Genomic DNA, 19,939 nt, shown 5'->3' with positions numbered 1-19,939 from the left:
TCCGCTCCCCCGCCGTGCGCCGCGCCCCGCAGGACGTCCGACCAGCCCTCCGCCCCGGGCGGCAGGGCCTGGACAAGGCCCACGCGCATTCCTCGAGGACACCCTGACGCGGGATGTCGACGCGCGTAGGCCGGAGCGCGGCAGAACTTCCGAACCCACCGACGACCAGGAGAATCCGTGGCTGAGGGAGCCCGACCCGCGATTGACCACGCAGGTCACCCCCCCTCGAACACAACGTCCACCATGACGGCCGGCATGACCGGGCCTCGCGCCGACGTGCCGTCCGGAGGTCCCGGACGGCACGGAATTCCCGGCCGGCGGAGCACCGGTGCCGACCCGGTACGCGAGAGCAGACTCCTCCACATCGTGCACAGCATCCCGAGCGCCCCGATCGGCCACCCGCACTCCGCCGTACGCCAGTCCGCACCGCACGTCCACAACCTGGCGACACCCGAACCGGGCAGCACAGCCGCGCTGTTACCTGATTCGTTGACGGATCGGGGGAACGCGAAGTTGTTTGTGCGGTTGTATGCGCAGGATTACCGGCATGTGACGGGGCTGGGGTGGTATCGGTGGGACAGCACGCGGTGGCAGAGTGATGAGGACGACACGGTGTTGTGGGCGGCGGGGGAGATGGCGGAGAGTATCGCCACGACTGATCCGCGGGGGAGGTATTCCGACGCGGCGTTGCGTAAGCACCGGCGTCGTGCGCTGAGTACGTCGGGGATCAACGCGTTGCTGGTGCAGGCGAGGTCGGCGCCGGGGATGGTGCTGACGGCGGGGGCGCTGGACGCGGATCCGTATGTGCTGTGCACGCCGGCGGGGATCGTGGATCTGCGGTCGGGGGTGCTGCGGGCACCGGACCCGGACCGGGACTTCCATTCCCGCTCGACGTCGATCGGCCCGCGTCGGATGCCGACCCCGCGCTGGGACCGTTTCCTGACCGACACGTTCGGGGACGACGAGCAGGGCGCGGAGATGATCCGTTTCCTGCATCTGCTGCTGGGTTACTCCCTCACCGGTGATGTCGGGGCGCAGGTCATGCCGTTCCTCTTCGGGTCGGGGAAGAACGGCAAGTCCGTCCTCCTGGACGTCCTGATCAAACTCCTGGGCGACTACGCCGACGCCGCGCCTCCCGGGTTCCTGATGGCCCGCCCCTTCGAGGGGCACCCCACCGACCTCGCCGAGCTCCACGGCCGGCGGGTCATCGTGTGTTCCGAGGTCAGACCAGGCGACCGGTTCGATGAGGCCCGCGTGAAACTCCTCACCGGCGGCGACCGTATCAAGGCCCGCCGCATGCGCCAGGACTTCTTCTCCTTCGCGCCCACCCACAAACTCTGGCTCCTGGGCAACCACCGCCCCGAAGTCGGCACCGGCGGCTACGCCTTCTGGCGCCGGATGCGCCTGATCCCCTTCGACCGCGTCGTCTCCGACCACCGGAAGATCGACAACCTCGCCGACATCCTCGTCACCGAGGAAGGCCCCGGCATCCTCAACTGGCTCATCACCGGAGCCCACCACTACCTCAACAGCCCCCGCGACCTCACCGGACCCGAAACCGTCCGCATCGCCACCACCGCCTACGCCGAGACCGAGGACCACACCGGCCGCTTCCTCACCGAACGCTGCACCCTCCAGCCCCACCACCGCGTCGAACAGACCCACCTCTACAACGCCTACAAAACCTGGTCACGCAACGAAGGCATCACCCCCACCTCCTCCCGCGCCTTCGCCGCCCGCATCCGAGAAACCATCGGACTGTCCGACCACCGCGTCATGGTCCTGTCGAACCAGCGCAAGTACTACCCAGGCATCGGGCTTCTCCCCGACCAGAAGGAAACGCCGTGATCACCTGTGCTGCCCCGGCCGGGACCCGGGATCGATGACGTCGAGTCTGTGGGTGGTGCTGGAGAGGGGTCCGCCTTCGGAGCGTTCGGTCTTGTGTCCTTTGGTGCGGGGGTCGAGGGTGGCGGGATCGATCGCCTCGGCGGGTGCGCCGGTGGCGTAGAGGCCTTGGGGGTCGGTGTCCCGGTCGTGGGGCAGGAGCCAGAAGACCCGCCGGCGGAAGGTGCCCGAGGAGCGCGAGGCCCTCGCCCCGGGGCGGAGTACCGCGTATCCGACCATTCGCCCGTCACGGTGGTAGGCGGGCCTCCCCCGCCGGGTCGGCAACCGGTCCAGACTCTGGCGCACGTAGTCCAGCACCGAGATGTCCTCCAGCCAGACCAGCTCCGCCTCCTCGCTGATCTCGACCCTGTCGATCAGAGCACTCACTCCGCCTCCTCCTCCTCCTCGTCGGCGAGAAGCCCGATGCCTGGGTAGTACTTGCGCTGATTCGACAGCAGCATCTCCTTCGGTGAGGACAGTCCGATGGTTTCTCGGATGCGGGCGGCGAAGGCGCGGGAGGAGGTGGGGGTGATGCCTTCGTTGCGTGACCAGGTTTTGTAGGCGTTGTAGAGGTGGGTCTGTTCGACGCGGTGGTGGGGCTGGAGGGTGCAGCGTTCGGTGAGGAAGCGGCCGGTGTGGTCCTCGGTCTCGGCGTAGGCGGTGGTGGCGATGCGGACGGTTTCGGGTCCGGTGAGGTCGCGGGGGCTGTTGAGGTAGTGGTGGGCTCCGGTGATGAGCCAGTTGAGGATGCCGGGGCCTTCCTCGGTGACGAGGATGTCGGCGAGGTTGTCGATCTTCCGGTGGTCGGAGACGACGCGGTCGAAGGGGATCAGGCGCATCCGGCGCCAGAAGGCGTAGCCGCCGGTGCCGACTTCGGGGCGGTGGTTGCCCAGGAGCCAGAGTTTGTGGGTGGGCGCGAAGGAGAAGAAGTCCTGGCGCATGCGGCGGGCCTTGATACGGTCGCCGCCGGTGAGGAGTTTCACGCGGGCCTCATCGAACCGGTCGCCTGGTCTGACCTCGGAACACACGATGACCCGCCGGCCGTGGAGCTCGGCGAGGTCGGTGGGGTGCCCCTCGAAGGGGCGGGCCATCAGGAACCCGGGAGGCGCGGCGTCGGCGTAGTCGCCCAGGAGTTTGATCAGGACGTCCAGGAGGACGGACTTGCCGTTCTTCCCCGACCCGAAGAGGAACGGCATGACCTGCGCCCCGACATCACCGGTGAGGGAGTAACCCAGCAGCAGATGCAGGAAACGGATCATCTCCGCGCCCTGCTCGTCGTCCCCGAACGTGTCGGTCAGGAAACGGTCCCAGCGCGGGGTCGGCATCCGACGCGGGCCGATCGACGTCGAGCGGGAATGGAAGTCCCGGTCCGGGTCCGGTGCCCGCAGCACCCCCGACCGCAGATCCACGATCCCCGCCGGCGTGCACAGCACATACGGATCCGCGTCCAGCGCCCCCGCCGTCAGCACCATCCCCGGCGCCGACCTCGCCTGCACCAGCAACGCGTTGATCCCCGACGTACTCAGCGCACGACGCCGGTGCTTACGCAACGCCGCGTCGGAATACCTCCCCCGCGGATCAGTCGTGGCGATACTCTCCGCCATCTCCCCCGCCGCCCACAACACCGTGTCGTCCTCATCACTCTGCCACCGCGTGCTGTCCCACCGATACCACCCCAGCCCCGTCACATGCCGGTAATCCTGCGCATACAACCGCACAAACAACTTCGCGTTCCCCCGATCCGTCAACGAATCAGGTAACAACCCCGCCGCCGACACCTGCTCCTGGAGCAGGGCCACCCCCCTCTCCGCCGGGAGGTGCGTCGCGGCCTCCGCTCCGGCGCGGCCGACGGGAGACGTGCTCCGGGCGATTATCTGAGCCGCCACGGACTGGGCGTCGAAGCCGTACAGCGAACCGTCCCCTGAGGTCATCCGTATCTCCCCAGGTAGAGCGGACGGCGCGATCCCGCGGTCATTCCGCTGCGGATGATCTGAGCCGCCCTGCGGTCCTGACCGGGGCGGGCCCCGGCGGCGGCGTCCTGGAGGATCTGCTCGGCCTGCTCTTGGGTGAGATGTCCTGCGGTGACGAGCCCGCCCGCGGTGTACGAGGCCCGGTTGAGCTTTTCCGAGAAGCCGGCGCCCTCGGTGTGCGCGGCGCAGGCGGTCACTTCGGCCAGCACCGAGCTGAGCACGCCGAAGGCTCCCTGTCTGCCGCCGCCTGCGGCGGCGACGGCCTGGAGGGCTCTCGGCGGTACGGGCTTCGGCCGGGCCGGCCGCTCCTGGGGCAGGTGCCCTGTGCGTTCGAGTTCCTCGGCGAGCCAGGTGGGCAGCACCGCGGGGCTCGTGACCGGGCTGAGCGCGGTGTAGGTCCCCGCCCTGGTGGTGGTCCCCGGCGCGATGATGTACCCGCCGTGGGCGCGGACGTCCACCTGCCAGGCCAGCGCGCGCCCGCTGCCCGAGCCCGCGGAGCTCTGCCATGGCCGGGCGTCGGGAGCCCGGTACCAGACGTGGAGGCCGCCGGAAGGGGTCCGCACACGCAGGGTGCTCCCGTCGGTGGCCGGGTCGGGGGCGTTTCGCAGTGCTGCCAGGACGGCCAGGGTGTGAAAGCCGTTCGTCAGGCCCGTGAGGTCCACTTGTTCCGGTATCGGGATGCCCGGCAGCAGACGGCTGCGACCGGGGAGGCTCTGTTGATGCGCGTCTATGTCGATGACCACCAGGCCTGCGGGGCCGCACGAGACCCCGACCCCGAAACCAGGGTTGCTCCCCCACCACCGGCCGATCCTCTCGGCGTCGCGGGTGGCGGCCCGGAAACCGTGGCACCAGCGGCCCTCCGTGATGCACCGGCAGTCCGAGTGGGTGTGGCCGGGACGGCGGCAGGCGTCGCAGTTGCCCACCGGGGTCTTGCGGCCGACGGCCAGCGGGTGAACCGGCCAGCCCTGTTGCGCGGACCACCGGGCGGTGGCCAGGGACTGCGGCACAGCCCGGCAGACGCGGCCGGGACGTGCGGAGGAGAGTCCCAGAAGGCGCAGCTCAGGAGCCATACACCGTTCCTCAGTAGCGACCGTAGCGACCCAACGACCAACACAGATTAGCGAATACATCCCCTCTGTGCGGAAGTTCGTCCCCCCGAATCTTGCACCGGTTCGAGGCTCGAGACGCACCTACTCGGTCGTACGTTTTCGCCAGCGACCGAAGCCCTTGAGTCGCTCAACCCGTAAATCGACATAGCAGCAGTTCGGAGCGTCTTCGGACGTCCGACAGCGACTGAAGCGACTCAACTCACCTATTTATGGAACACACGCGCACACAGAAATGCCTTCATATACCCGGACTTTCAGTCGCTTGAGTCGCTACGGAAGTGGAGAAGTGTCTCCGACCTGGTGTTCTCCGCAGCTGACGGCAAGCGACCGAACGGATCACCGGTCGCTGCGGTGCCCCGGTGCCCCGGTGATCAGGGCCCAGGCGGCAGTCCCGCAGGAACGCCTCCGGCCGCAGAGGGCTGTGGTCATCTGCTGCTGAACGAGCGGGCACGGCACATCGGCCGGCGGGCCGGGCGAAGGACAACTGCCTGACGCGGAGCGGCTTTCCGTCCACCACGTACTGGGCCTGCCCTGTGCCACCTCTGCGCCGACCGCGCGGGGATCAAGGACCCTCAGCCGCTACGGCACCAGGAGTTCAGCCGCAGTAGTTGCTGTTGGCCGCTATCGCGGCAGGTCCACGTTGGGAGCGGGGGGTCTTGTCGCCGACGCGGCGGGGCTCGATGGTGCGGGGGTCGACGGCTTCCCCTGGAGCGCCTTCGTGGTAGGGGCCGTCCGGGTTGGCATCGCGGTCGTGCGGGAGAAGGAAGAAGACGCGGCGGAGCTGGAGGCCGCTGTCGGGGTCGGCTTCGGCCTGGGCGTCGAGTTCGGCGTAACCGACCATGCGCCCGTCGCGTTCGTAGCGGGGCCTGCCACGGCGGCGGGGGGTCTTGTCGAGAGCCTGGCGGACGTAGTCCAGCTCATCGGGGCTCTCCAGCCAGACCACTGCGTTCTCGTGGCAGAGGTCGCTCTCGTTCAGCAGCGAGCTCATGACTGCAGCCCCTTTTCATTGTCTTTGTCCGTTTGCGGGCCAGTGTTTGTGTGGCTAGCACGTTCCCGTGTGGGGGCACCGTGTCCAGGATAGGCCGCCACGGTCCCGGTGCGTAGGGCGCGAGAATCAGGCATGGTCACCCTGAGGTTCTTCGTCGGCCAGGAGGCCGAGACCTGGGTAGTACTTCTTGCCGCTGGATTTCATCATGTCGGCAGGTGAGGCGAGGGAGAGTTCCTGGCGGACCCGGGTGGCGAAGGCGCGTGCGGTGGCAGGGCGGATGCCTTCGCCGGCGCTGCACCAGCTGCAGTACGTGGCGTAGAGCAGGCCCTGCTCCACGCGGAGGTCTCCGGTGGCCCGGTCCGGGCCCTTGTCGGGGCCGGCGGTGGTGCAGCATTCCGTGAGGAAGCGGCCGATGTGGTCTTCCGTGGTGGCGTAGGCCTCCGTGGCGGAGCGGACTGTGGCCGGGCCTGCGAGGGGGTCTCGAGTGGCGAGGTAGAGCTTGGCTCCCTCGATGAGCCACTGCAGGATGCCAGGGCCTTCGCTCTGCACGAGTTCTTTCGCCAGGTTGTCGATCTTGCGGGCGGCGGGGACGACGCGCTCGAAGGGGATGAGCCGGATACGGCGCCAGAAGGCGTGGCCGCCGGTGCCGACCTCGGGGCGGTGGTTGCCGAGCAGCCAGAGCTTGTGGGTGGGGTTGAAGCTGAAGTAGTCCTGGCGCATGCGGCGGGCCATGATGCGGTCGCCACCGGTCAGGAGCTTGACCCGGGATTCGTCGAACTTGTCGTTGGGTTTGAGTTCGGAGCACACCACGATGCGCCGGCCGTGAAGTTCCGTCAGTTCGGTGGAGTGCTCGGAGAACTTGCCCTTCTCCATGAGGAAGCCTGGCGGGGCGGCCTGGGCGTAGTCGCCGAGGATCTGCGTCATGACGTCGAGCAGGACCGACTTACCGTTGGCGCCGGTGCCGTAGAGGAAGGGCAGGACCTGGGCACCGACGTCACCGGTGATCGAGTAGCCGAGCAGCAGGTGGAGAAAGTGGATGGTCTCCTGGCCCTTGGCGTCCTCGCCGAAGGTGTCGTGGAGGAAGCGGTGCCAACGGGGGGTGGGCATGGCTTCGGGGGCGACGCTGGTGGCCCTGGAGTGCATGTCGGCTTCGGGGTCGGGCTTGTGGAGATCGCCGCTGTGGAGGTTGACCACGCCGGCCGGGGTGCACAGGGCGTAGGGGTCGCCGTCCAGGACATCGGGGTCCAGGGCCAGCGCCGGGGATGCCTTGGCCTGGGTGAGCAGCGCCTTGATGCCGGGGGTGGACATCGACCTGCGCCGGTGGGCGTTGATTTCCCGGTCGTTGAAGTTCCCGGTCGGATCGGTGGCGGGCATCTGTTCGGCGAGGTCACCGGCTGCCCAGACTGCGGCTTTCTCTCCGCCGGTGCGCTTCCATCGGTACTGGTCCCAGTGGTACCAGCCCAGGCCTTCCACGTGCCGGAACTGGTCACCGAACATGACGGCGAACAGCTTGGCGTTGCCCCGGTCGGTGAGCATCGCCGGAAGCAGGCCCTGGGGCATGGCCGGTTGGCGGATGGTGACGCTCGCGGTGTTCTGCTGGGTGGGGAGGCTGGGCTGTGTGGTCTGGACCTCGAGCTCGAGCATTTGCTGAGCCGCTGCCGTGGCGTCGAAGCGGGAGCTGTCGGCGCTGCTCATGGGCGTCCTTTGAGATGGAGCGGCCGACTGGCGCCGGCGGACAGGGCAGAGGAAATGACGGCGCTGCTGTGACGGTGGCGGTGGGGGCGCGCGGCGTCGGCGGCCGCGCTGAGCAGGTCGTGCGCTTGGCTGTGGTCGAGGTGGCCTGCGCCTACCAGGCCTCCGGCCGTGTAGGCGGCGCGGTTCAGCTTCTCCGTGAACCCCATCCCTTCGGATGCGGAAGCGCACGCTTGCACCTGGGCCAGGAGGGGTTCGAGAAGTCCGTGAGCCTGCTTGGCGGCCGGGGCCGCCGTTCTCGGGCTCGGGCGGATGCCGGGTGCAGGAAGGTCGTTGACGGTGTGACCTGTGCGGTGGAGTTCCGTGGCGAGCCAACTGGGCAGGGGGGCCGGGATGCGGGTCGTGCCGAGCGCACGGTAGGTACCGGCGGGTGTCCGTGTGGCTGGGGTGACGATGTATCCGCCGGTGGCTCGGATGTCCACCTGCCAGGCAAGGGCGACTTTGGGGCTGGAGCCGACCGAGGACCTGTAGCGGAGGCCGTGGCCCGGGGCCTGGTACCAGACGTGGAGCCCTCCGGAGGGCGTTCGGACGCGAAGGGTGGAGTCATCGTCTGCTGGGCTCTTCCTGCCTCGGAGCGCGGCAAGAAGAGCCAGGGTGTCGAAGCCTGAGGCCAGGCCGTCGAGGTTGACGTTCTCGTGAATGGGGATTCCTGGCAGGAGCCGGTTCCGGTCGGGGACTTCCACACTGTGGGCATCGATGTCGAGGACGACGAGACGCGCAGGCCCGCACGAGACTCCGACCCCGAGGGTGGGGTTGCTCCCCCACCAGGCGTCCAGGAGTTCGGGGTCGGTCGTGGCTGCGTGGAAGCCGTGGCACCACTTGCCCGCGGAGTGGCAGGGGCATTGGTGCGGCCGGTGTGTGGTCTTCCGGCAGGAGGCACAGTTCGCGGCTGGGGTCTTGCGTCCTACGGCAAGCGGGTGGACGGGCCAGCCGTTCGCGGCGCACCAGCGTGCGACTTCGTGGGGACTGGCGTGTCCCGCAGTACGGGGAACGCTGGTCTCGCTCTGACGCTGCACGCTGATCGTCCTTGCAGGGGGCCAACAGACCTTCAGCCTCTGTCCAGAAAAAGACCTGGTCAGAGCAGTTGTTGCTGACAAACGAGGGACCAAAGGGACTGAGTTTTCCAATGGGTCCAGAGCCTACAACAGGGCACTGGGCTTCTGTGTAGCCGTTTCCGACTTTGAGTCCCTTCGGTCCCTTTGCGTCCCTGGGGAGTTGGGTGAGGAAGCCGCCCTCGACCTGTTTACGCCGCATTCCAGGCCGGGCGTGTCGGCTTCAGCGCCTCGCCCCGCTGGGCTAGGGACTGAAGAAAGTCGGCCTGTTCGGTCCCTCTTCAGTCCCTCCGGTAAATGCGCAGGTCAGAAGCCTTTCGCCTCTCTTTCGAGGGACTGAAGGGACTGAAACTTCTAGTTATGAGCCACTCATGACTATGGGTACTAAGTCTTACGCGTACGCATACACACGCACACGTGATCAGTGGAACAGGAAAGTTGAGTCCCTTCGGTCCCTTCAGTCCCTGACTTTTCTGCTGGCATAGCCTCTGACCTGGCCTTATGTCGAGGGACTGAACACAGGGACTGAACGGCGCTGTGTCCCCAGGCCACGCGAAGCTGTCGCCGGGGTGCGCGTACCCCGGCGACACCCACTGCCCAGGCCCCGGTGGTGGCCCCCCCCCCCCCCCCCCCCCCCCCCCCCCCCCCCCCCGCAGGAAGCGTTCTCACCGAGGCGGGGTCTGCGCCCGATGCCCGGTTCCGGGACGTGAAGGGGGCAAGAGGGGGCGAGCTGGTGCGGAGAGGCTCTGCGGGCCCGCCACCGGTCGGACGAGCCGTACCGAGCCCACAGGCCGTTCCTGAGCGGGCCTGCGGACTCCGGGACCCCCGGCTCTGACCGAAGAAACCGGGCCGGGACCGTGGAGCCGGGGCGCTCCAGTCACTGCTGGAGCAGTTCACCGGACCAGCTCACGATCGACGGCCGGGGCGTCCACGCCATTCCTGAGCAGAGCCGGCCGCCTGGCAGTGTCCGGTGTAGTCGGTGGTGACCTGCTCGTCACCGGTCGCCATGTAGAGCCGCACCGGGACACGGGGTGCCCGTCGGTGCATACAGCGTCGGTTGCGCGCAGCGCCTCCCCCAGTGGCCCTGTTGGAGGCGCGAGCAGCGCGCGGCCGTGCTCGGTCAGCAACTCGTCCAGAGCGCCCTGGGCGCCCCGCATCAGCTGCTCCCCCGTGTGGGCACCGTCGAAGAGCGCCCTGTTCGCCTTCCACCTGCTGGAGGGCTGCGGCCACTGGATCCAGCAGGAACGCCCCACTGAGGTCAACCGCCTGCTGCCCGACTGGCTCACCGCCCTCCAGGGCTGAACCAGACACTGCCGAGCACCCGGCCCCGGACACCCCCTCACATAGGCGTTCTCACACGTCAGCCACCTTGCCTGTGACTGAGCGTTTCCAGCCGTCGACGCCCCCGGGTCCGACGCCAACTTGCGCGCATACTCGCCAACTGAAGCGCCCAGTCACAAGCGGGCTCGCGGGTCGTTCGGGGCGGGGTCTCTACAGTTCGAACTCCAGGTTCAGCACGTCGTTGATCTGTACCTCCTGCAGAGATCCGGCGCGGCGACCGCCGTCCTGGAAGTAGACCTCCTTGAGGGCTTCGGCGGTGAGCTCGCGCAGCCGGTCGTCGCCGGCGCCCTGCTGCTGGGCGTCGAAGAGGCGGGCGGCGTGCTGGGGCGGGAGGGCCACGGTGAGGTGGCGGACGCGGTCCTCGTCCGTCGTGTCCATCGGCGCCCCGGCGTAGCCGAGGCGGGCGTGGACGTCGATGACGATGCCGCCGGTCGTCGCCGCCTTCTCCCTCGCCCTGGCCCGGATCTGCGGCTGCCACCGGGCCTTCACCTCGCGCTCCAGGCGAGCGGCGAGGTCCGGGCGGGGCGTCTTGATCTGGTCCTTCACGTACCGCTCGACGGTGCGCTGCGAGACGCGCAGCATCTGGGCGACCGCCCTGGTGCCCTTGTACTGCTTGACCAGGTAGCGCATCTGCGCGCCGGCCGACTTCGGCACGGGGCGGGTGAAGGACTTCTGCACCGCCTGGTCCAGGCCGTCCCCGAATTCCTTGTTCATCGCCTGCCTACTCCCCGTTGTCCTTGTCGGTGACGATGCCGTCCTTGATGTAGCGGGCGAGGTTGAGCTCAGGTGCCTGGTACTGCTCCCGTACGCCCTCGCCCCACAGCACGGTCTGCGTGCCCTCGTGCTTCACCAGGCCCGGGTTCACCCCGAGTTTGAAGCCGCCCGGCAGCGGCTTGCCTTCGCGGTAGGGCAGGAAGTCCAGCGGCGATTCGCCGTCGACCGCGTACACGACGCAGTCGGAGTTGACCGCGACCGGGTACTGCCCGGTGAACGCCGCGTGCTTGACGATTTTCCGGTGGAGGTTGATCCGCGTGCGGGAGATGACCGCCGCGCGGATGTCCGGCCGCCACGTCGGGCGCTCCAGGGCCCGCCACCGTTCACCGGGCCTCCAGCCCTCGCCCCGGGGCCGCTCACGCAGCTTGCCCAGCCCGCCCTTCACCGTGGCCTTGACAGCGGACACCACGATCGCCAGCTCCGGGTCACGGCTCTTGTAGCCGTTCATTGCCGCGAGGAAATCGGCCGGCGACAGGTCGGCGCCGACGCCGAGGTCGGCCATGGTGGCGAGGTAGGCGTCGCGCAGCCGGTTGTACCAGCCGTCCAGGTAGCGGCCGCTCTCGTGCCGGACGTACGCCTCGGCCGGTGCGACGCCGTAGCCGAGCTCCACCGCGTAGGCGACGGTCGGCGTCGCGTACCAGGCCGGCCCCTCCGGGCGGTTGCCCTTCGGCGTGAACGGGCTGGGCAGCAGACTCGCGTCCAGCTCCACCCACTCCTTGCTGACCTTCACGCGGGACAGGTCGACGTGGCTGAGGTCGACCAGCCACGAGCCGGGCAGCTTCGGGTCGAACACCGGGTTCTTGACGTGCGTCGGCGCGCACAGGCCGACGGGCAGCCCGTTCGCTCCGGCGGCGAACGCCATGTTCACGTCCAGACCCACGAGGTTGCGGTGCATGCACTCGTCGTCGGTGAACGGCCGGGCCCAGTCGTACGCCTCCTCGAAAACCTTCTCTGCCGGGGTGCGGATGTGGAAGCGCGGCAGGTCTTTGAGCAGCGGGTGCCCGTCGGGGGCCTCGCACGGGGCGCAGTCCACCGGGTCCTTGCCCAGCGAGCCGGGGGTCTTGTCGTCGGCCTGCCGCAGAACGCCGGTCTCCTCGTCCCGCACGGCGTAGGTCGGCGGGTGCAGTGCTGTCATGAGTTCCAGGCCGGTGACGGCTGTGGAACCGCGCGGGGTCATCACGCGGGCCGCATACACGCCCAGGACCCGTGCGAGTTCCGCCGGCGGCAGCTGCCCGGCGGTGCCCCAGTGCCGGTTGTCCAGCGCGTTCCACGAGGGGATGCACAGCTGGACGCACTGGCGGTCCGTGCCCTTGGCCGGGCGGTAGATCCGCGCCCACGGTCCGAAGCCGCGCTTCGTGAGCTTCCAGTCGGCGCGGGTGAGCTGCTTGATGACCTTGTGGCCCTCCGGGATGCGTCCGGCGATCCGCTCTTCCTGGGTGAGGGCGAGGGGGAGGCCGTAACGCTCCAGCGCGGTTTCGGTGAGCACGAGCAGCGGATCGGCCGGCCTTCCCGGCCCGGACAGCTTCGGCGCTCCGAGCTTCGCCTCCTTGAGCGTCCAGTCCACCAAGGACGGGAGCGACTTGGCGGGTACGTCCAGGATCAGGCCGCCGACGCAGTACGCCAGTACCTTCCCGTCCTCGACGTCGACGACCGCCAGCGGACCGTTCTCGAACCGCGGGTCGATCTCGCCCGCCGTGGTCGCGGCCGGGGCCGCCTTCTTCGTACCCGGACGGCGCGTCGTCGTCGACGAGGACGACGGCCCGGTGGCGGGCGCCGGACGCGGGGCGGCTGCTGGGGCTGGGGTGTTCTTGGTTTCAGCCATGCCCGCGGCCTCGGGCGCCGGACCGGTGGGCAGCGGCTGCGCTTCCGCCGGGGCGGGCACAGCGGTGAATGTGGCCGGCACCGCAGGGTCCTGGACGGGGGCGACCGGGTCGGCGGGGTAGAGCTCGGCGAGCTTGTCCAGGAGTCGGGCGTAGGCGTCGCGCTCCGGCGGGCGGGGCTCGGTCTTGCCGGACTCCCAGCCGGATACCGTGGCCCGGCGCACCTTCAGCGCGCCCGCCACCTCATCGATCGTCAGGCCGTGCGCGGCGCGCAGCCGCTTGCGCTCCGCCGGTGACGGCAGCGCGGCGCGGGACGCGAGCAGTGCGTCGACCGCGTCGAACAACTCGGACATGGAGCACCTCCTGACCAAGACCCTACCCCACGAAACGTACGATGCGCGTACGTTTGGCGTACGAATGGCGCGCGAAGTGCGTTCGGGGGCACCATGCGGTGTTGTCCTGGTCGAATGTGTCCGATCCCAGTGATGTGTGGGCAGTCCCGCTCTTCCGTGGGCAAGAGGATCACCGTCCCGGTCATCTGTAGGCAGGTTCCGAGGTGTTCCAGTCTTCTGTGGGCAGGGTGGCGAGGGCCTTTCGTACGGTCGGTGTGAATGGTCGGCGTCGTACGTACGGGTGCCTGTATGACTGCACACCGGCATCCGCGCGTGCACCGCCCACGGGTCGCCGATCGTCTGGTCGAGGTGTTCGGCGAGAGGGCCTCGCTGCTGGCCGGAGCCAGGCGGGTGGGCGGTCAGATCGCGGTGCTTCCGGTGCTCTCCACCTGCTCTGGCAGCGCGTCCTTGTTGTGGATCTCCGCGCGGGACTGCTGTCGGCGGGTACGCGGGTCGGGCTCGGAGAGGTACGGGAAGGGGGCGGTGATGCCGTCGCGTCCGCGACTTCTGCGAGCAGGTGACCTGGTCCGTTTTGACGGCCGTCTGCACACGGTGGCGGCTTTGGAGGGGACTGCGGTCCGCCTCGTCGACGAGAGCCAGTTGCCGAGCGTGGTTCTCTTGGCCGACCTGCTGTCGTCTGCCGGCTTCGAGGTGGTCACGCCGTCCTCGGTACGGGCGGCGGTTCCGGCGGCCGGGGTGCTGGGGTTTCCTCTCAAGGCTGTTGAACGGGCGGAGTGGTGGCAGCGCCACCTGGTGCAGATGCTCACCGGCCGTCCGATGGAGGACCCGCACGGGCGGGTGCGGGCCGCATACGATCCGGCGGTCCGGTCGCTGCGGCAGCGGGAGCTGACCAAGGCAGCGGAGCTTGAGGCGGGTGGGCATCCCGCGTCCTTGAAGCTGATCCAGCGGATACGGGGACGCTTTGAGCGCGAGGGCGTACTGGGCCTGGTCGACCCGCGGCTGCGGTCCGTCTCGGACGGGACCGGCCGCGTCGACCGGAGGGTCGTCGAGGCCCTGCGGAAGGTCGTGGAGGACCAGACCAGTCGCTCCACGGCGTCCGCTCAGGTCCTGCGGCGCCGGATGGAACGCGCGCTGGAGGCCGAACACGGCCCGGGAGTGGTGGCATTGCCGTCCCGGACGACGTTCTACCGGCTGCTGTCCGCACTCTCCTCCGGGCGGCACACCCTGGGCTCGGCCCGCACCCGGCGCTCGCTGGCCAAGCAGCCGGACGGCATGTTCGGTCAGCTCACCGTAGTCCGGCCGGGCGAGGTGATGGAGATCGACTCAACTCCCCTGGACGTGCTGGTCGTCCATGACGACGGCACGGTGGACACCGTCGAGCTGACCGGCATCGCGGACATCGCGACCCGCACGCTGGCCGCGGCGGTGCTGCGGCCCTCTACGAAGACGGAGGATGCCGCTCTGCTGCTGGCGCGGGCGATGACCCCGGAGCCGATGCGGCCGGGCTGGGCAGACGCGCTGCGGATGTCCCGCTCGGTCCTCCCGCACGCCTCGCTCATCGCGCTCGACGAACGGCTGGCCAACGCCGCGGCCGTCCCGGTGATCACGCCGGAGACGATCGTCTGCGACCGGGCATGGCCTACATCTCCGACACGTGACTGGGACCACGCCCGCCGCATCCTTGCCGAGCGCGGATCGGATCGGGCCACGGAGGAAGAGATCGCCCAGACCGCCGTCGCCCCGCTGGACCAGGCCGCCGATGGACCGGACAGTCCACAAGTTGCGCCACCGGGCCGCAGCCGCAGACAACGCAAGGTCGCCGCCCGGACCCGGGCCACCGCACAACCGTCCTGGCCTCGGCCAGCCGTCGAACCCCATGCCGAGGCCACGGTCATCTCTTCCTCCTGTGTGGATACCCCGTGCTTTGGCTCGGGGAGGAAACTCAGCCCGTGCGGAGCAGGGCGGTGGGCTGGGATTCGCCGCCAGGGCGGATTCCGGTGCCGCGACCCGCAGGTTTGATCTTAAGTCGCGGCACCGCTAGTTTGTGAGCATGACCACGAAGCAGGTGAAGCGGGCGTTCAAGTACCGCTTCTGTCCGACCGATGCGCAGGCGGTCGAGCTGTCGCGCACGTTCGGCTGCGTTCGCAAGGTCTACAACCTGGCGCTCGCCGCACGGTCCGAGGCGTGGACGCTCCGTCAGGAGCGGGTCAACTACAACGCCACCTCCGTGATGCTCACCTCGTGGAAGAAGACCGACGAGCTGGCCTACCTGTCCGGGGTTTCGTCTGTGCCGTTGCAGCAGACGTTGCGGCATCTGCAAGGAGCGTTCGGGAACTTCTGGCAGAAGCGGGCCAAGTACCCGGCCTTCAAGTCCCGGAAGACGTCGCGGAAGTCCGCTGAGTACACCACCAGCGGTTTCCGCTACCGGGACGGCAAGCTGACCCTCGCCAAGATGAGCGAACCGCTCGACATCGTGTGGTCCCGCCCCCTTCCCGAAGGTGCGACGCCGTCCACGGTGACGGTTTCGCAGGATCCGGCTGGGCGCTGGTTCGTGTCGATGCTGTGCGACGACATCCCCGCAACCATGCCCCAGACCACGAACACGGTCGGGATCGACGCCGGGATCACCAGCCTGGTGACGCTCTCCACCGGAGAGAAGGTCACCAACCCCAGGTTCGAGCGCAAGGACCGCGCCCGTCTCGCCAAGGCTCAGCGGGTGCTGGCGAAGAAGGCCAGGGGTGACGGAGCGAACCGGGCCAAGGCCCGGCGCAAGGTCGCCAAGGTCCATGCCCGCATTACCGACCGCAGGCGTGACCACCTGCACAAGCTGACCACTCGACTCGTTCGTGAAAACCAAACGATCGTGATCGAAGACCTCACCGTACGCAACATGGTCAAGAACCATTTTCTGGCCCGCGCCATCTCGGATGCTGCCTGGAGCACGATGCGCGGCATGCTGGAGTACAAGTGCGCCTGGCACGGAAGGGACCTGGTCGCCATCGACCGCTGGTTCCCCTCCTCCAGGCTGTGCTCCGCCTGCGGCACCTTGCAGGGCAAGATGCCGCTGAACATCCGTATGTGGACGTGTAGGTGCGGTGTCACTCACGACCGTGACGTGAACGCCGCGAAGAACGTACTGGCCGAGGGGCTCTCGGTGACAGTCTGTGGAGCCGGTGTAAGACCTCAACGGAGTTCTCCGGGCGGGCAGTCGGCGACGAAGCAGAAAACCCCACGGCGCGAGCCGTAGGAATCCCCCTCCTTCAGGAGGGGGAGGATGTCAAGAGAAGACGCCAAAGCTGTCGACGGAGTGCACGGCCTGGCTCCATATTCGACGCAAAAGCTGTTCTGCTCACAAAAGCGACCCACAGAATCGTGCCGTAGACGCCCGATCTCCGAGCTCTCGGTGCCTCGGGGTCCTAGCCCGGATGGGAGGCCGTCAGATCGGCGTACGTGAGATTTCGACGACCATGGGCCTCGCCTCAACAGCCCAATGGGGCTGCCTCAAGTGAGGTTGAGGGAGGAGGAGGTGTCCGCTGAGTCGTTCTTCGAGTGACCGCGAGGCCCTCAGAGTGACGTGACCTGATGACCCGACTCATCGGACCGTAGCCCAAGGGGCGGTCGTTCGCGTGCCGCGCCTGTGGCGTCACCATGCACGCGGACGACAGCGCGTCCCACAACATCGACCGCAAGGGCGAAGCTGTGTGGACAGCGGGGCGTGAGTCACGCGTCCCAGCCACCCCATAGGTGGTCCGGACGGAGGAGGCCACACTACAGCCAGTGGCGCCCCACCTCCAAGCCCGGTCCTTCAGGGCCGCATCAAGTTGACTCTGCCAACCGGGTCGAGCTCGCCAGGGTGGCTGTCGGCAGGCGTTGAGATTTCGCCCACTAGATATCTCGATGCTCAGCTGGAAGCTCAGTTCGCACCTGCAGATTCATCCGCCGCGCGTACCCAAGACGCCCGTAGGCACTCGCACCGCCAACCCCGGGCAGGAGGATAGCCGCCCCATGGCCCGACGAATCTTCCGCTGCTGCGGGCATGCTCCCGGGAAACCCTCAACCTCGAAGGTCAGGCAACGTGGTTCGCTCGACACTCGATGCTCTCCGCTCCCCCGAACCCTCGGCGCCGAGCCTGCGCCAGGATGTCGCCGTGCGCGTCGGTCCCTTCGGAGAGCGGGCCCACACCCGGCCGGGAGGCGACCACGGGCCCGAAGTCATCGCCGTCGCCCTGCAACACTTTGGCGGCTCGCCTCCACGGCCTGGTCGTGAATGGGAGGTCGGCTGGTACCTGGAGAGGTCAGCCACGGCAGCAGCGAAGGCAATGCCACCCCGAGGTTACAGCGCGTCAGGTGGGGCCGCCGTTCACGATGTGACCCGACAGGCCTACGCGACGCGGATGAGGGACTTCGCGCCCTCCAGCCGGGCCTCGGCTTCGAGCGCCTCGACGTCACCCTGCGGCAGGTCGAGGCAGACAATGCGCTCGTTCTCAACAGTCGAGAAGACGAGCTCAGCGCCCACCGATGCCTCGCATCCAATGGTGCGATGCGCGAGGAGCGAGAATCGCTCAAGGCCTCTTTGAGAGTGCAGATCAAGAGGCACGGCCATGAGAGGGTCCCCGCGCCTGGCAGATGCCGGCCCTTGCGCCGACCTTGCTTCCTCGATCATCTCTTCGAGGACACGCTCTGGTGCAGGGTCGGTGATGGCTGTATCCACATACAGATCGAGCACGGTCTCCGCGCCTATCTTGCCCAGATGCGTACCGACCACGGAAAGGAAGATCTCCATGTCACCTTCGGTGGAGGATGTGAAGTTCAATGTGCGTTCCTTCGGTGTTGCATGGGTGACTGCACACCCACTGGGGAAGCCGGAGACCTATCACGGCGTGATAGGTCGGGAGCGAGCTGTGCGTATCACGCCGTGATAGGTCCCCTGCGTGTGGCCAGGGCTGATGCGTACTCAGGCTGCGAGACCAAGCAGGGAGAAGTTCCACTGCGTCGTCTGCGACCACACCGCGCACGCCGACACGGTAGGCGCCCTGAACGTTCTACGGGCCGGGCTGGTCCGTCGCGAAGCCCAACCGGCATAGCGAGAAGCCCCCTCGTCCATGAGGGGGAGGAGTCACGAAGCCACCATCGTGCTGAGCGGGCGCGAGTCGCGGGATCGGCCGCGTCGCCGCGGAGTACATCCTGCGCCAGTCCGCAGACGCGCACCTCCTGGTCGTGGCCCGTGGCTCCTCCGGCGCGCAGCTCGTTGCGGAGCTCGGCGCGGGCGGGCACAGAGTCGCCTGGTTGGCCACCTGCTGTTCCAAGACGGCCGTCACCCAGCTGATGCGGATCGGATGGCGCACGGTCGGTGCCGTGGTCGCCCGGGTCTGGGCGGACACCGAGGCACAGACCGACCGGCTGGCCGGGCTGCGGCGGATCGGGATCGACGAGATCAGCTACAAGAAGCGCCACAAGTACCTCACCGTCGTCGTCGACCACGATTCGGGGCGTCTGCTGTGGGCCGAACCCGGCCGGGACAAGGCAACCTTGAACATGTTCTTCACCCTGCTCGGCCCGGAACGCTGCGCGAAGATCACACACGTGTCGGCCGACGCGGCGGACTGGGTCGCCGGCCCCGTGGCCGTGCACTGTCCGCAGGCGGTGCGCGTGATGGACCCCTTCCACACGGTCAAGTGGGCCACCGACGCCCTGGACGTCGTACGCCGTGAGGTCTGGAACACCGAACGCAAGGGCAAGGGCCGCACCACCCCGGGATCGAAGTCTCTGAAGAAGGCCCGCTTCGCGCTCTGGAAGAACCCCGAGGACCTCACCGCCTACCAACGCTCCCAGCTTCAATTCGTCGCCAAGGCCCACCCCGTCCTGCACCGCGCCTACCTACTGAAGGCGCCTCGCCCTGAAGTCCGGCACCGACACTCCCGAGGCCCTGCGGGACTGGGTGATCTGGGCCCGCCGCTGCCGCATCGACGCCTTCGTCGAGCTCCAGCGCTTCATCGTCAAGCACTGGGACGCGATCACCGCGGCGGCCGAGCACGGCCTGTCCAACGGACTCGTCGAATCGATGAACACCAAGATCCGGCTGATCACCCGGATCGCCTTCGGCTTCAAGAACCCTCAGGCCCTTATCGCCCTGGCCACGCTCAGCCTCGGCGGCCACCGCCCCCACCTACCAGGCCGTCAACTCCCGCACTGACCACCCACGGATCCGACAGGAGAGCCCGAAAACGTCGTCGCCTTCCTCGACGGGGTCGCGGACCTCGACGCGACGGCCCCGGCCGACCATGAGCTGGAGGACCGGCTTCGGCTCACCTCCGGTGCCCGGCTGGATCAGTTCGCACGGGCGGGCACAGGGGGACGCGTTCTGCTTCGTCGGCGAGGGCGCAGCGGAACGCCCAGTGATGAACGTGGGCCTCGACGGCGAGGCCGGACCGCTCGCCCTCGGACTCGATGAGTTGGTGCGGCTGTGTCTCATGGCGCCGTGGTGACGGGATGCTCCGGGACGGATGGCCGAGGAACTCCAGGCGGTCGCCGACGCGTACCGTGAGGACCTGCCCGGCCTCGACCGACGACGCAACCGCACGGCCCGAGCACTGGACCTCGATCCGGCCGCACTCCCGTCCGAGGCGGCGGCCCTGGCCCGGCTCGTGGAACTCTCCCGGGGGACCTGCCGCGGAGGCATGCCTTGTTGTCGGGTACGAGGAAGCTCCCCTGGACCCGCTGTTCGGCGGCGCCCCCAACCGATCCTGACTGACTGACTATCTGGGTCCGGACCGAACCGAACCGGACCGAATCGGACCGTTGTCCGCCAGGCGTGTCGTCTGCTGCCAGCCGGTCAGCGGCCAGGCGACCAAGGTTCGGTGAGATCGGTCAAGGTTCGTGGAGACGGGTCACAGGGCC

General features: G+C 68.4%; 13 protein-coding genes and 2 pseudogenes. 6 read left to right on the top strand and 9 right to left on the bottom strand.

Going from position 1 to position 19,939, the window contains the following annotated elements; translation table 11 throughout:
- The first annotated feature begins 441 nt into the window (after positions 1-441).
- Complete coding sequence (locus F0344_RS34540; RefSeq protein WP_258050355.1) at positions 442-1,848, top strand: DNA primase family protein; 1,407 nt, start codon at positions 442-444, stop codon at positions 1,846-1,848.
- Here the strand turns inward: F0344_RS34540 and F0344_RS34535 are convergent, their stop codons facing one another.
- The 6 genes from F0344_RS34535 to F0344_RS34510 all read right to left on the bottom strand — a co-directional run bounded on the left by F0344_RS34535 (position 1,849) and on the right by F0344_RS34510 (position 8,719).
- Positions 1,849-2,271, bottom strand: coding sequence for a DUF6009 family protein (locus tag F0344_RS34535; protein WP_185303087.1), 423 nt, complete (start codon positions 2,269-2,271; stop codon positions 1,849-1,851). It lies immediately after the preceding gene.
- Positions 2,268-3,815: a DNA primase family protein gene (locus F0344_RS34530; protein ID WP_185303086.1), complete on the bottom strand. Its 1,548-nt coding sequence runs from the start codon at positions 3,813-3,815 to the stop codon at positions 2,268-2,270. Before F0344_RS34530 ends, F0344_RS34535 begins: the two co-directional genes overlap by 4 nt.
- Positions 3,812-4,924: a bifunctional DNA primase/polymerase gene (locus F0344_RS34525; protein ID WP_185303085.1), complete on the bottom strand. Its 1,113-nt coding sequence runs from the start codon at positions 4,922-4,924 to the stop codon at positions 3,812-3,814. Before F0344_RS34525 ends, F0344_RS34530 begins: the two co-directional genes overlap by 4 nt.
- 634 nt (positions 4,925-5,558) lie before the next feature.
- The gene (locus tag F0344_RS34520) at positions 5,559-5,951 is read right to left on the bottom strand and encodes a DUF6009 family protein (protein WP_185303084.1); all 393 of its coding nucleotides are present in this window, start codon (positions 5,949-5,951) and stop codon (positions 5,559-5,561) included.
- A 126-nt stretch (positions 5,952-6,077) separates the two neighbouring features.
- Positions 6,078-7,646, bottom strand: a complete 1,569-nt coding sequence (locus tag F0344_RS34515) for a DNA primase family protein (protein WP_185303083.1) — start codon at positions 7,644-7,646, stop codon at positions 6,078-6,080.
- Positions 7,643-8,719: a bifunctional DNA primase/polymerase gene (locus tag F0344_RS34510; RefSeq protein ID WP_185303082.1), complete on the bottom strand. Its 1,077-nt coding sequence runs from the start codon at positions 8,717-8,719 to the stop codon at positions 7,643-7,645. The genes F0344_RS34515 and F0344_RS34510 overlap by 4 nt, the downstream gene beginning before the upstream one ends.
- A gap of 1,230 nt (positions 8,720-9,949) precedes the next feature.
- Here F0344_RS34510 and F0344_RS34505 point away from each other — a divergent pair.
- Positions 9,950-10,057 (top strand): annotated as a pseudogene (locus F0344_RS34505) (alpha/beta fold hydrolase); the annotation flags it as partial.
- Between the two features lie 189 nt (positions 10,058-10,246).
- On the opposite strand, the gene tpg reads toward F0344_RS34505, so the two are convergent.
- Positions 10,247-10,810 carry a telomere-protecting terminal protein Tpg gene (tpg, locus tag F0344_RS34500; RefSeq protein ID WP_185303081.1) on the bottom strand — a complete coding sequence of 188 codons (564 nt, stop codon included), beginning with the start codon at positions 10,808-10,810 and terminating at the stop codon, positions 10,247-10,249.
- A 7-nt stretch (positions 10,811-10,817) separates the two neighbouring features.
- Positions 10,818-13,043, bottom strand: coding sequence for a telomere-associated protein Tap (tap, locus tag F0344_RS34495; RefSeq protein ID WP_185303080.1), 2,226 nt, complete (start codon positions 13,041-13,043; stop codon positions 10,818-10,820).
- Between the two features lie 288 nt (positions 13,044-13,331).
- Between tap and F0344_RS34490 the strand changes: the two genes are divergently transcribed.
- Positions 13,332-15,062: a hypothetical protein gene (locus F0344_RS34490; RefSeq protein WP_185303079.1), complete on the top strand. Its 1,731-nt coding sequence runs from the start codon at positions 13,332-13,334 to the stop codon at positions 15,060-15,062.
- Positions 15,063-15,093: 31 nt separating this feature from the next.
- Entirely contained in the window at positions 15,094-16,290 is a 1,197-nt protein-coding gene (locus F0344_RS34485; RefSeq protein WP_185303078.1) for an RNA-guided endonuclease InsQ/TnpB family protein, read from the top strand.
- A 1,133-nt stretch (positions 16,291-17,423) separates the two neighbouring features.
- Here F0344_RS34485 and F0344_RS34480 read toward each other — a convergent pair.
- On the bottom strand, positions 17,424-17,855 hold the full coding sequence (locus F0344_RS34480) for a hypothetical protein (protein WP_185303077.1): 432 nt from the start codon (positions 17,853-17,855) through the stop codon (positions 17,424-17,426).
- A gap of 407 nt (positions 17,856-18,262) precedes the next feature.
- Between F0344_RS34480 and F0344_RS36405 the strand changes: the two are divergent.
- A pseudogene (locus F0344_RS36405) lies at positions 18,263-19,235 on the top strand (ISL3 family transposase); the annotation flags it as partial.
- 88 nt (positions 19,236-19,323) lie between these two features.
- Positions 19,324-19,527, top strand: a complete 204-nt coding sequence (locus tag F0344_RS36400) for a hypothetical protein (RefSeq protein ID WP_258050340.1) — start codon at positions 19,324-19,326, stop codon at positions 19,525-19,527.
- The last annotated feature ends 412 nt before the right edge of the window (positions 19,528-19,939 follow it).

It is taken from the genome of Streptomyces finlayi (assembly GCF_014216315.1).
GTDB lineage: Bacteria > Actinomycetota > Actinomycetes > Streptomycetales > Streptomycetaceae > Streptomyces > Streptomyces finlayi_A.
This window is presented reverse-complemented; position numbering and strand designations above follow the sequence as displayed.